At 61.6% G+C, this 13,238-nt stretch carries 9 protein-coding genes; 7 read left to right on the forward strand and 2 right to left on the reverse strand.

Annotation, left to right across the window (positions count from 1 at the left end; all coding sequences use genetic code 11):
* Nucleotides 1-90 precede the first annotated feature (90 nt).
* From B5E41_RS25740 to B5E41_RS25770, 7 genes are all read left to right on the forward strand, one after another.
* Nucleotides 91-1,893: a DUF2207 family protein gene (locus B5E41_RS25740; RefSeq protein ID WP_425350145.1), complete on the forward strand. Its 1,803-nt coding sequence runs from the start codon at nt 91-93 to the stop codon at nt 1,891-1,893.
* A 114-nt stretch (nt 1,894-2,007) separates the two neighbouring features.
* On the forward strand, nt 2,008-2,559 hold the full coding sequence (locus B5E41_RS25745; protein ID WP_088396614.1) for a LemA family protein: 552 nt from the start codon (nt 2,008-2,010) through the stop codon (nt 2,557-2,559).
* A 91-nt stretch (nt 2,560-2,650) separates the two neighbouring features.
* Entirely contained in the window at nt 2,651-3,913 is a 1,263-nt protein-coding gene (locus tag B5E41_RS25750) for a 3-phosphoshikimate 1-carboxyvinyltransferase (RefSeq protein ID WP_088396615.1), read from the forward strand.
* 38 nt (nt 3,914-3,951) lie between these two features.
* The gene (locus B5E41_RS25755) at nt 3,952-5,883 is read left to right on the forward strand and encodes a DUF2207 domain-containing protein (protein ID WP_088396616.1); all 1,932 of its coding nucleotides are present in this window, start codon (nt 3,952-3,954) and stop codon (nt 5,881-5,883) included.
* A gap of 66 nt (nt 5,884-5,949) precedes the next feature.
* Nucleotides 5,950-7,233: a phosphoribosylamine--glycine ligase gene (gene purD / locus B5E41_RS25760; RefSeq protein WP_088396617.1), complete on the forward strand. Its 1,284-nt coding sequence runs from the start codon at nt 5,950-5,952 to the stop codon at nt 7,231-7,233.
* A 93-nt stretch (nt 7,234-7,326) separates the two neighbouring features.
* Nucleotides 7,327-7,791 (forward strand): plant virulence effector HPE1-like domain-containing protein, encoded by a 465-nt coding sequence (locus B5E41_RS25765; RefSeq protein WP_088396618.1) that lies wholly within the window; start codon nt 7,327-7,329, stop codon nt 7,789-7,791.
* Between the two features lie 420 nt (nt 7,792-8,211).
* Nucleotides 8,212-10,035, forward strand: coding sequence for a methyl-accepting chemotaxis protein (locus B5E41_RS25770; RefSeq protein ID WP_088396619.1), 1,824 nt, complete (start codon nt 8,212-8,214; stop codon nt 10,033-10,035).
* Between the two features lie 80 nt (nt 10,036-10,115).
* Here the strand turns inward: B5E41_RS25770 and B5E41_RS25775 are convergent, their stop codons facing one another.
* Both B5E41_RS25775 and glyS read right to left on the reverse strand, forming a co-directional pair.
* Nucleotides 10,116-10,637: a 2-thiouracil desulfurase family protein gene (locus tag B5E41_RS25775; RefSeq protein WP_088396620.1), complete on the reverse strand. Its 522-nt coding sequence runs from the start codon at nt 10,635-10,637 to the stop codon at nt 10,116-10,118.
* Between the two features lie 342 nt (nt 10,638-10,979).
* Nucleotides 10,980-13,094 (reverse strand): glycine--tRNA ligase subunit beta, encoded by a 2,115-nt coding sequence (gene glyS, locus B5E41_RS25780; RefSeq protein ID WP_088396621.1) that lies wholly within the window; start codon nt 13,092-13,094, stop codon nt 10,980-10,982.
* Nucleotides 13,095-13,238 lie beyond the last annotated feature (144 nt).

Genomic DNA, 13,238 nt, shown 5'->3' on the forward strand with positions numbered 1-13,238 from the left:
TCACCGCTTCCGCGACTGCGCTTCTTTTACGCGAACCGCTCGACCACTATCTTATCGCTGTTTCGATCAGGTATAGATTCGGTCTGTCTTTTGAAGAGCGGTATTCTTTATTTTAAAATAGCGTTTGAAAACTGCGCAGCCCGTGTGTCGCGGCTGTTATCATGGCTGACACCATGCGCAGTTCTTGTCCTGCTGACCTCGTGCAGCGATTTTGAAAATGAGTTCGCCGTTCAGTCGGCAAACACCACGATCGAAGTCTCCACCGACGGCACCGCCTTTGTGTCCGAAAGTTTCGACATCCTGGTCAAGAGGGCGGTAAATTACGGTGGTGTTTACGTTGATATCCCTCAACGTTTCACGGATGCGTCGGGTGGTGCTCACTGGCGAGATTTCAAACTTGCCGCAGCTCGGCGTGACGGAGAAGACGAATACTATTCCCGGGAACATAATGTGCCGGGCCGCTCGATTTATATAGGGGCGGAGCACTGCAAAAGTTGCTCTGCAGATCTGCCCACCGGCCTTACAAAGATCCAGATCGCTTATTGGCTCGGACGCCTCGTTCGTCAGGAAGGCGACCACGAGATTCTCTTCCTGCCGGCCTATATGGGCCGCGTGCACGGCCAGGCAGCGAAAAAAACGCTTACTTTGAAGCTGCCGCCGGGCGGAACGTTACGGCCCGCGCAACAGAATCGGGCGGCCGCCTATGACCTCAGGCGCAGCGCACCGAATGAGATCTTGGTGTCAATTCCAGCAGGTAAAGAGGATCGAGTCTTGCCGGATATCGAGATTGAATATCCCGCAGGCACCTTTGTGACAGTCACGAGCGGCAAGCGGGTACAGTTATGGCTTTCCGATCACTTTCTCCCATTCCTCAGCATTTTAGGGCCGCTTATCGTCGGTCTGGTCGCTATATTCAAATTTCGACCGTCATGGCTTATGCCTGCACCATTAATAACTGTCGACACCAAAGTGACGGAAAGCATATCCCCCGCTCTGGCAGCCTATCTTTTCTTGAATTGGAAGCCAGATGCGGCAAAAGCGGCCTTCATGGCGTCTGTCTGCCATCTCGCAGTCAAGCGGACGCTTCGCATTTCCAGCCTGGGTGAGGATGCCGAGGCTTCGGACCTATTGGCAAAGCAAGACCGAAGGAAGAGCAAGGCGGGTCGCGCCAAATGGTATGATCTTCCGGCTGCGACGCGCTTGGTATTCGGCGGCATTGCAAAGGAACCGTCTGTCGGCGATCGGCGCAGAGTTAAAAATGCCCGGCCTGATGTGAGAGATGAATTGCACAGAACAATCACTGAGGAATATCAGAAGATCAGAGGCATAGATCAGTGGAGCTTGGCGGCTGCAGCCGCCATTTTGGCTCTCGCCATTGCCGTCGCCTCTTTCTCGGGCCTTTTTCTTTTTTCCGCGGCCATCTCAGGGTTATTGCTCACTGTTTTTCTCGTGGTTGCGATGGTCCGCCATCCAGAGCGGTTTCCCGTGGCCACCGGCACCTTCGAGCAGTTCAAACAGGCGATGAGTTTGATAGTGGGTCTTCCGATGGTGGCGATTGTTGCACTTGTCTATATCGGCACGACTGAGGTGATCAGCGAGCAGTGGCCATATCTAATGGCGATCTTGGTGCACATTGCCGGCATTGTTGCCGTTTTGGCAATGCTCCGCATGCCCACTCCGAAGCAGCGGAAGATCCAGCATAACATGCTCATTTTGAACCGTTATCTGCGCGGTGGAATTGACGGTCCGGCAATGTCGGTCGAATGCTACGAGCACTATCTGCCGTTTGCCGTCGCGCTCAACGTCGAGCAACGCTGGACGGAGCGCTTCCATCTCTGGCGAGAGAGCCAGAAGATGGATCCCTATGCTCCGGATTGGCTGATAACCGCTTAGTCAGCGCAAGATCCATCCAAGTCTCGCCAAACCGGCTGAAGAATTGTTTCGCCAAGATGACTTTCCCATGCCGAATCACTAACCTGCGTTCATCAAATCGGGGAGCTCATCTGCATGTACGTGATACTCGCTATTGTCGCCGTCATCGCGCTTTACATCGTCTTCATCTACAACGGGCTGGTTCGTTCCCGGCAGATGGCGGAGGAAGCCTGGTCGGGCATTGACGTCCAGCTCAAGCGGCGCGCCGACCTGATCCCGAACCTGATCGAGACGGTCAAGGGTTATGCCGCCCATGAGAAATCGACGCTCGAAGAGGTGGTTGCGCTCCGCAACAAGGCGCAGGCCGTGCCATCGGGCGATGTTGCGGGCAGGGCGCAGGCGGAAGGGCTGCTCGGCCAGGCGCTCGGCCGGGTGATCGCGCTTGCCGAGGCCTATCCCGATCTCAAGGCCAACCAGAATTTCGCCGAATTGCAGGCCTCACTCGAAACTCTGGAGGGCGAGCTGCAGATGGCGCGACGTTATTACAACGGGGCTGCCCGCGATCTGAACGTCAAGGTCGAAAGCTTTCCCTCCAATCTCGTCGCCGGCCAGTTCGGTTTTGCCAAGCGGGAGTATTTTGAGATCACCAATGAGACCGATCGCGCCGTTCCCAGCGTCAAATTCTGAGGATCCGGCATTTTGCCTTTGCGAGAAAGCGGTTAAGAGCAAGGGCAGACGGCGACGCGCTTTAGCCTCGCTCATGGACGGAAGGCACAGCATGACACGCACAGCCAAACTCACGATCATCCCGCCGGGCAAGCCGCTTTCGGGCCGCGCCATGCCGCCGGGTTCGAAGTCGATCACCAATCGCGCCCTGCTGCTCGCCGGCCTTGCCAAGGGCACGAGCCGGCTGACCGGCGCGCTGAAGAGCGACGATACGTGTTATATGGCCGATGCGCTGCGCGCCATGGGGGTCGCGATCGATGAGCCCGATGACACCACCTTCGTCGTCACCGGCAGCGGCAGGCTCACGCCGCCGAAGGCGCCGCTCTTCCTCGGCAATGCCGGTACGGCCACGCGCTTCCTGACGGCGGCTGCGGCTCTCGTCGACGGCACCGTCATCGTCGACGGCGACGAGCACATGCGCAAGCGACCGATCGGCCCGCTGGTCGAGGCGATGTGCAAGCTCGGCATCGACGTGAGCGCCGAGACCGGCTGTCCGCCGGTCACCGTTCGGGGCACGGGCCGCTTCGAGGCCGACCGGATCCTGATCGATGGCGGACTGTCCAGCCAATATGTCTCGGCGCTGCTGATGATGGCGGCCGGTGGCGACCGTCCCGTCGACATCGAACTCGTCGGCGAGGATATCGGCGCGCTTGGCTATATCGATCTAACCACGGCGGCGATGAAGGCCTTCGGCGCCAAGGTCGAAAAGATCAGCCCCGTCACCTGGCGCGTCGAGCCGACCGGCTACCGCGCCACCGATTTCGTCATCGAGCCGGATGCATCCGCCGCGACCTACCTCTGGGCCGCCGAGGTGCTGAGCGATGGCAGGATCGATCTCGGCGTGCCGAACGATGCCTTCACCCAGCCGGATGCCAAGGCCTACGATACGATCGCCAAGTTCCCGCATCTGCCGGCTGAAATCGATGGCTCGCAGATGCAGGATGCCGTTCCGACGATCGCCGTACTTGCCGCCTTCAACGAGACGCCGGTCCGCTTCGTCGGGATCGCCAATCTGCGCGTCAAGGAATGCGACCGCATCCGTGCGCTGTCGACCGGGCTCAACAATATCCGCAAAGGCCTGGCCGTCGAGCAGGGAGACGATCTGATCGTCCATTCCGATCCTGCTCTCGCCGGTCAAACGCTGCCGGCGGAGATCGACACCTTTGCCGATCACCGCATCGCCATGAGCTTTGCGCTCGCCGGCCTGAAGATCGATGGCATCACCATTCTCGACCCCGATTGTGTCGGCAAGACCTTCCCCGCCTATTGGCGGACGCTCGCCGCCCTCGGCGCGACCTATCGGGACAAGGATTGAAGCAAGGCGCAGCCGGGGCAGCCGGCGGGGAGACAGGGATGGGGCGTCGGTTTTTCGGTTTTTGCTTGGCGCTCCTCCTGATGGTCGCCGCCCCGGCGGCCTTTGCCGCCGAGGTCGTAGATAGTTTCGCCTCCGACATCGCGCTCGAAAAGAGCGGTGAGATGACGGTAGCGGAAACGATCACGGTCAATGCCGAGGGCAACCGGATCAACCACGGCATCTTCCGCGACTTCCCGCTCTATTTCACCGACGGCGCAGGCCGTCGCCGCAGCGTCGATTTCGATATGGTGTCGGTCACGCGCGACGGTGCGGAGGAGCCCTGGCACACGGAATCGATATCGGGCGGCATCCGCATCTATGCTGGCTCCGCCGAGGTGACGGTGACGCCGGGCCGTCACCGCTACGTCTTCACCTACAGGACCAATCGCCAGATCCGCTATTTCGACGATCATGACGAGCTCTACTGGAATGTCACCGGCAATGGCTGGATCTTCCCGATCCGGTTAGTCACCGCAACCGTGAAGCTGCCGCCTGATGTCAGCGCGACTGAGACGACCTTCTTTACCGGCCCGCAGGGCGCCAGGGGAAAGGATGCCCGTGTCAGCGAAAGCGGCGCCGGCCTCGTGTTTTCCACCACCGCGCCTCTTGGGCCCAAGGAAGGCCTGACCTTTGCGATCCGCATGCCGAAGGGCTCGATCGATCCGCCGAGCGCGGATATGGAAAGCACCTGGTGGTTGAAGGACAACCGCAATTATTTCATCGGCTTCGGCGGCCTGATCCTGGTTTTCGCCTATTATCTCAGATCCTGGCTGAAGGTCGGCCGCGATCCCGCCCGTGGCGTCGTCGTGCCGCGCTGGGACGCGCCGGACGGCATCTCGCCGGCGCTGGTCAACTATATCGACAATAAGGGTTTCTCCGGCGGCGGCTGGACGGCGCTAGCTGCAACCGCCCTCAATCTGGCGGTGCGCGGCTATGTCAAGCTCGAAGACCTCAAGGATTCGATCATCATCCGCGGCACCGGCAAGCCGGTCGGCAAGGATAAATTCCAGGCCGGCGAGGCCGAACTGTTGAAGGTCGCCGGCGGCGAGGGCAGGACGCTAACGATCGATGAGGCCAATGGCGAGCGGGTGAAGACGGTCGGCCAAGCCTTCCGTTCGGCCATCGAGAGAGAGCATCGCGGCAAATATTACAATTCCAACATCGGCTATACCACAGGCGGCGTTGCGCTCAGTGCCGCCGCCCTGGTGGCGCTGTTCGTCTTCGGCTCGCTGGAGCCCGATACGATCGCGCTGATGCTGATCCCGATTGCCATCTCGGTTTTCATTGCCGTCTTCATCGCCGGTTTGGTCAAGTCGCTGCACCAAGGAAGATCGCTGTTCGCCAAGGTCATGGCCATCATTGCCGCGGCGGTCGGTGTTTTCGTGGGCGTCAGCATCCTGGGGATCTTGATGCTGACGTTTGCCTCGTCTCTGGTGGAACTGCACGAGACGCCGATGCTCTTTGCCATCGGCGGCATCGTGCTGCTCAACATCCTCTATGTCTTCATCATGGGCGCGCCGACTCCGCTCGGCGCCCGGATGATGGACGGCGTGGACGGCCTGCGGCAATACCTGACGCTGGCCGAGAAGGACCGCATGAACATGGCCGGCGCTCCCAAAATGTCGCCGCAGCATTTCGAGACGCTGCTGCCCTACGCGGTGGCTTTGGGTGTCGAAAAACCCTGGTCGCGCACCTTCGAGACCTGGCTTGCGGCTGCCGCCGCCGGCACGGCCGCAGCCTATGCGCCCTCCTGGTATTCCGGCGATTTCAACAGCGGCAGCTTCTCCGACCGTATCGGCGGTTTCTCCTCGTCGATGGCCTCCACCATCGCGTCGACGATCCCCGCGCCTCCGTCGAGTTCATCCTCCGGTTTTTCCGGCGGCGGCTCCTCCGGCGGTGGCGGCGGAGGCGGGGGAGGCGGGGGCTGGTAAGCTTTCCCGCTTGACCTTTCGGCCCGTGGCCCTTAACCGCCTGACGGAACAGAAAAGGGGTGGCGCATGAAGGTTCTGTTGATCGGATCGGGCGGACGCGAGCACGCGCTCGCCTGGAAGCTGGCGCAATCGCCGTTGATGAGCGAATTCTACGCCGCACCCGGTAATCCCGGCATTGGCGAACATGCCATTGTGGTGCCCTTGAATGTCGAGGATCACGAAGCGGTCGCGGCTTTCTGCAAGGACAAGGCGATCGATTTCGTCGTCGTCGGGCCCGAAGCGCCGCTCGTCGCCGGCCTTGCCGACCGGCTGCGCGCCGACGGCCTGGGAGTCTTCGGGCCCTCCGCGGGTGCCGCCCAGCTCGAGGGCTCCAAGGGCTTCACCAAGGATATCTGCGCCCGCTACGGCATTCCCACCGGCGCCTACCAGCGCTTCAACAACGCGCCGAAAGCCAAAGCCTATATTCGCGCCCAGGGCGCACCGATCGTCGTCAAGGCCGATGGCCTTGCCGCCGGCAAGGGCGTCACCGTCGCGATGACGCTCGACGAGGCGCTTGCCGCGGTCGATGATTGCTTCGAGGGCGTCTATGGCGCCGCCGGCGCCGAAGTCGTCGTCGAAGCCTATCTCGATGGCGAGGAAGCGAGCTTCTTCTGTCTCTGCGATGGAAGACATGCGCTGCCGCTGGCAACCGCCCAGGATCACAAGCGGGTGGGCGAGGGCGATACCGGCGTCAATACCGGCGGCATGGGGGCCTATTCGCCGGCGCCGGTTATGACGGCCGAGATGGTCGAGCGGACGATGAAAGAGATCATCGAGCCGACGATCCGCGGCATGGCCGAGAGCGGTCATCCCTTCTCCGGCGTGTTTTTCGCCGGACTGATGATCACGAAGAAGGGGCCGGAGCTGATCGAATACAATGTCCGCTTCGGCGATCCGGAATGCCAGGTGCTGATGATGCGCCTGAAGAGCGATCTGCTGCCGCTGCTGCTTGCCACCGCCAATGGCACGCTCGATCAGGTAAGCGCCGAATGGAGCGAAGATCCGGCCCTGACAGTGGTCATGGCCTCGAAGGGCTATCCCGGCGCCTATGAGAAAAACACACCGATCCAATCGCTGCCCGAGGCAGGCGAGGGAGAGAAGGTGTTTCATGCCGGCACTGGCATGAAGGACGGCGTGCTGGTCGCGACCGGCGGCCGCGTGCTCAACGTCACCGCGTCAGGCGGTACGGTTGCCGAAGCGAAGGGCCGCGCCTATGCCCTGTTGGACAGGGTTCGTTGGGAAAACGGCTTCTGCCGGCGCGACATCGGCTGGCGTGCGATCGAGCGCGAAAAAATCTCGGACAAGGCATAAATCGCCGCGTTCCTTAAATTTTTACTCTTTCCCCTGACGGGATGGAAACGAAGCTGCGCTATACCGTTGCCGTAGTGAGACGGAGGAGCGTTGATGCGTCAGATTTTCCTCGGTGCGGCAATCCTGCTGATGGCAGGCTCGGCGATGGCCTCCTCGATTGAGGTGATCGGCAAAACGGCAGCGCGTGCCGAGGGCAGCATCGTAGCCGAAAGCTGCGCCGCTTGTCCGCCGCTGCAGGCCGAGCAGAACCGCAAGGACTATACGGTGCCGGAACTGAAGCCCGGCGTCCTCCAGGCAAGTGAAGTCCGCGACGTCGGCGGCGAAACGAAGATCTTCCGCACCGAAGCCTGGATGGGCGGTTCGCCCGTCGTCTTCGTCAGCAAGGCAACACCGGAAGCCCTGGCTGCCGCCGAACCTTCGATGCCGCCCGCCCAAGGCATCGACATGAACGCAACGACCGCAGCCGTCATCGGCGGCGATGCCAAGCCGGTTGCCGCCGGCATGGTTGAGAAGCCGCCGGCGGCTCTCGATGTTTCCGCATTCGAGCTGCGTTTCTAAAAGACCACTGCATCGGGTGGCTCTCTGCCACCAAGCCAAGCTGAGCCGCTGAGACAGTTCCCTGCCCCTGCCCGATCAAGGTTTCGATCGCTTGGGGTTCCACCGCGGTGGAGCGAATGCACCCTCGAAGAGAAGCGGGGGTGCATTCCTGCTTTTGAGCGCCGGCAGATATGCAGCGCGAAAACAAGTGATATTCAGTGAAAATCAGCGGTTGGTCTTGTAAATCCGCCCCCCGATTTTTAGGGAAATTCGCGTCGTTTTGAATAAAATTAAAGCTTTCTTATCGAGTCAGCTTCAATTCTTACTCGCCGGTCGCAGCATGTTGTTCAGCAGCGGTAGACGCGTCCTTCTTAGATGCGCTCGCACAGGCGGTAGAAGACCGCACCGGAATGTTTTCGCTCATTCCCTTTGCGAGGAATCATGAAAAATTTGAAGATATCGAAGCAGCTCATATTGCTGATCGTCGGCTTGATGGCGGCCTTTGCGATCGCCACGTCCCTGCAGATACGCTCCTCGGTCGATGCGATTTACAAGGAGCGTTACGACATGCTCCGTGCCGAGGTTCAGTCGGCAATCTCGGTTTTTAAGCTTTATCAGGCCAAGGTCACCGCAGGCGAGATGACACTGGAGGATGCCCAGAAGCAGGCTTACACCACCGTCAACGGGATGAAATACGATCCGGACGGCTATTTCTTCGGCTACAGCTACGATGTCCAGATGATGTTCCATTATGATGCCTCGAAGGTCGGACAGAACCTGAAGGGGCAGCCGGACAGCAAGGGCAAGCTCTATCGTGAAGAGCTGGTCAAGCTCGGCCAGCAGGGCGGCGGTCTGGTCGAATTTTATTCCACCAGCAAGCCGGGGCAGCCGGCCGGGGATTACCGCAAGACGGCCTATGGCCAGGCCTTCGACCCCTGGAAGGTCGTCGTCGTCACCGGCGTCTATATGGATGATCTCGATGCCCAGATTAACGGCACGATCCTGACCGCGCTCTCCGGCAGCATCGTTCTCTTCTTCCTTGCCTTGGCGGCCGCCTACGTTGTCATTCGCGGCATTTCGGGGCCTCTCAACAATGTCCATGCGGCCTTGAAGGCAGTTTCCGAGGAGGATGTTTCCATCGCCATCCCGCATACCGGCATGAACAACGAGGTCGGCATGATGGCGAAGGCGACGTTGTCGCTGCAGGAGAAAATCAGGGAGCGCCATCAGATGTCCGATCGCGAGGCGGCGCAGCAGCTGGCGCTGGAAAGCGAGCGCGAAAACAACCTCCGCCAGCAGCAGGACGAGACCGCACTCCAGGCCCGCGTCGTGACGACGATCGGCCAGGCGCTGGAGCTGATCGCCCGCGGCGACCTCACCGTCCGCTGCGCCGATCTCGGCCAGAAATACGCCGCTCTTCGCGACAACTTCAACGATGCGCTGACGCATCTCGAAGCCGCCATGGCCAAAGTCAGCGCCAAGGGCAGTGACATCGGTACGAGCAAGGAAGAAATTCGCCGCGCCTCCAACGAGTTGTCGCAGCGCACCGAGCGCCAGGCCGCAAGCCTGGAGGAAACATCTGCCGCCCTCGATGAGCTGACCGTCGCCGTCCGCCAGACCGCCGATGGCGCCCATGAGGCGAGCAAGCGCGTGCATGCCGTCAGTGCCGAGACCACCCATAGCGATGCGATCGTCAGCGAGGCGATCGAGGCGATGAGCGGCATCGAGAAATCGTCTTCGGAGATCTCGAAGATCATCGGCGTCATCGACGAGATCGCCTTCCAGACCAACCTCCTGGCTTTGAATGCCGGCGTCGAGGCGGCCCGTGCCGGCGAATCCGGCAAGGGCTTTGCCGTCGTCGCCCAGGAAGTGCGCGAACTCGCCCAGCGCTCCGCTGCCGCGGCAAAGGAGATCAAGGATCAGATCGCCCGCTCCTCCAGCCAGGTCGATCACGGCGTCCGATTGGTCGGCGAGGCAGGCGAGGCCCTGAAGCGCATCTCCGACCAGATCAAGGCCGCCAACGAGATCGTCGCCAAGATCGCCCACAGCGCCTCCGAACAGGACACCACGCTGCGCTCGATCTCCTCGTCGGTGAACCAGCTCGACGTCGCCACCCAGCAGAACGCCGCCATGGCCGAAGAGACCACGGCGTCGGCCGAGACGCTGGCTGCCGACACCGACGAACTGATCGATCTCATCCGCGGTTTCCGCGTCAACAGTGCGGCTGCTGCTCCCGTCGCGCATCAAGGTCGCCGCGCCGCCTAGCGCAATTCCAGGAAACTGTGAAACGGTTTTCCGTCAGGAGCCGCGTAAAAACATAAACGGCGCGGGGACAATCAGTGTTTTCAGCACCAAAATCTTAGCGGCCGTCGGTTCTCCGGCGGCCGTGTTCGGTCGATCAATCGGTCGATTTCACCATGGGAAAATACTTCGACGCCGGCCGCTTTCAGCGCCGCCGCCGTCACGCCGTTGCCGGCTTGCCGGCGCCCGGAAAACGTGCCGTCATAGATGAACGCGGAGCCGCAGGACGGACTGCCGTCGATGAGCAGCGCATAGCGGCAGCCGGTCTGCCGTGCGAGCGCCACGGCATTCTCCGCCGCCTGCAGAAACTCTGCCGTCACATCGCCGCCCGTCAGCTCTATAACCCGAGCCGTGCCGGCCAGAACCTCTTCGCCGGTCGCTCCATCCGCGATCTCCGCCGGCGGCCGCGGCACCGCCATGCCCGCCGACATCTCCGGACAGATCGTCACCAGCCGGCCCTCGGCCCGCCACCTCTCGATCGCCGGATGAAGCAACGGCTTCGCGCGCCCGTCATAACGAACGGCGTGCCCCATGAGACAGGCGCTGACGAGAATCTTGCTCTGCATGGCTGCTTGAGTCATCCCATGGGGCGGTGATGCTAGGGTTGGGTCATCGATTTATCGTAAATCATGCAAGCAGAGTGCTTGGCATGGATGCTCGGGTCAAGCCCGAGCGTGACGGAGGGTGGGGGACGCTGGTGGAATGAAGTGGGACGTCTGCATCTGTCGCATCAAAAGCTGGCAGCGGTCTGGAAAGCTGTGTTCGAACTCGCTGATCGTACTGCGCCGGCGCTGAATTTGCCGAGGTGCTCATTCAACACTCCGTCATTCGCAGGCTTGACCCGAGGGTCCATGCGGCAAGCACAGCGTATGCGTTAGCACTGGGAATAGAACCCAGCCCCAGACCGCTCACCCCGAAATTTTCGAGAAATCCGCCACCGTTCCCGTTGCCTCGCGAATCAGTCTGAGCAGGGCGAGGCGGTTGGCGCGAATGGCGGCGTCCTCGTCGTTGACGAGCACGTCTTCGAAGAAGCGGTCGACCGGGCCGCGTAGTTTGGAAAGCGCTTCCATCGCGGAGCGGAAATCTTCGCCGGCAACGGCATTCGCCGCATCCTTCGAGGCGCTCGAAATGGCGGCGAACAGCTCCTTCTCGGCATCGAGCCTGAAGAGCGCCGGGGAAACGCCGTCGGCGATGACGGTGCCCTTCTTCTCCTCGGCGGCGAGCAGCTGCGTCGCGCGCTTGGTGCCGGCGAGCAGGTTGTTGCCGTCCTCCGAGGTGATGAAGGCCGTCAGCGCCTCGACGCGGCGCGCCACCATCAACAGGTCGTCGGCCTCGGGCGTCAGCACGGCGTCGATCAGATCGTGCCGTGCGCCCTGGTCGCGCAGGTAGACCTTGAGACGATCATGGAAGAAGGAGAGCAGATCACCATCCTTCGTCGTCGCCAGCAGCGGCAGGCGGACCCTGCGTTCCAGCAGGATGCGAACGACGCCGAGGGCGGCACGCCGCAGCGCAAACGGGTCTTTCGAACCCGTCGGCTTCTCGTCGATCGCCCAGAAGCCCGTCAGCGTATCGAGCTTGTCGGCAAGCGCCAGCGTAATCGCCACCTTGTCCTCCGGCACGCGGTCCGACGGACCCTGCGGCTTGTAATGATCCTCGATCGCCGCGGCGATGGAGAGGTTTTCGCCCTGCAGTACCGCATATTTGCGCCCCATCAGACCCTGCAGCTCCGGGAATTCGCCGACGGCCTCGGTGCGAAGATCCGCCTTGGCAAGCACGGCGGCGCGATCGACGAGAGCCGCATCCGCGCCGGTGATAGCGGTGAGCTCCTTTGCCAGCGCCCGGATGCGGGCGACCCGGTCACCCTGCGTGCCGAGCTTGGCATGGAAGGTTACGTCGAGCGCATCGAGCTTGGCCATGCGCTGGTCGAGCGGCTTCGTCAGGTCGAGACCGAATTTTGCTGCAGATGCTTTCAGCGTGTCGAGATCGGGCATGTCGCCCTGGTCGCGCTTCCAGAAATGCAGGGCATCCGAAAGCCGGGCCCGCACCACCTTGCCGTTGCCGTGGACGATCTCCTTGCCGCCGTCATGCGCCTGGATGTTGGAAACCAGGATGAACCTGTTCGACAGCGTCTCTTCACCCTGCTTGCGGGTGACGAAGCACTTCTGATTGGTCTTGATCGTCAGCCGGATGATCTCGGAGGGAATGGAGAGATAATCCTCCTCGAAGCTGCCCATCAGCACCTGCGGCCATTCGACGAGGCCGGAAACTTCCTCCAGCAGGCCCTCGTCTTCCACCAGTTCGAGCCCATTGGCAAAGGCGATGTCGCGGGCGTCATGCAGGATGATGTCCTTGCGCCGCTCGGCGTCGAGGATGACCTTCGCCCTTTCCAGGCTCGCCGCATAATCGTCGAAGCGCCGCACCGTGATCGCCTCGGGCGAATGGAAGCGGTGGCCGTAAGTGATGTTGGAGGCGGTGATGCCGTCGATCTCGAAGGGGATGACGGTGGTTTCTTCATGCTCCGGGCCGAAGGTGCAGACGATCGACTGCAGCGGCCGCACCCAACGCAGCGCGCCCGGTTTGGAGGAAGCCTTGCCCCAGCGCATCGATTTCGGCCAGGGAAAATCGCGGATGATGCCGGGCATCACCTCGGCGACGATTTCCTCCGTCGCGCGGCCCGGCTTTGAAATCACCGCGACGTAGAAATCGCCCTTCTTCGGATCGCTCACCACCTGCGCCTCGGAGACCGAGGAAAGGCCGGCGCCGCGCAGGAAGCCCTCGATCGCCTTTTCGTTGGCGTCGGTGCGCGGCCCTTTGCGCTCCTCGCGCACATCGGCCGAGCGCGCCGTCAGGCCGTGAATGTCGAGCGCCAGCCGCCGGGGCGTCCAGTATTCGCGCGCGCCCTCATAGGACAGACCCGCTTCGACGAGCGCATCGGTGACGAGCTTCTTCAGGTCGCCGGCAGCCTTGCGCTGCATGCGGGCCGGAATCTCTTCGGAGCGAAGTTCGAGAAGAAGGTTTGGCATGTCACTCTTTTCCTTGCGCCCGCGGGCAGGGCGATCCAAAAACGTTGCTTCTGCTATCAAAGAATGCCGCATCTGCACAACCGCAAAAACGGAGGAGAGCGATGGGGTGGATGGTTGGTAGCGTTGTGCCGTGTGGCCCCTTCA

Source organism: Rhizobium esperanzae, from assembly GCF_002204185.1.
In the GTDB taxonomy this organism is placed as follows: Bacteria; Pseudomonadota; Alphaproteobacteria; order Rhizobiales; family Rhizobiaceae; genus Rhizobium; species Rhizobium esperanzae.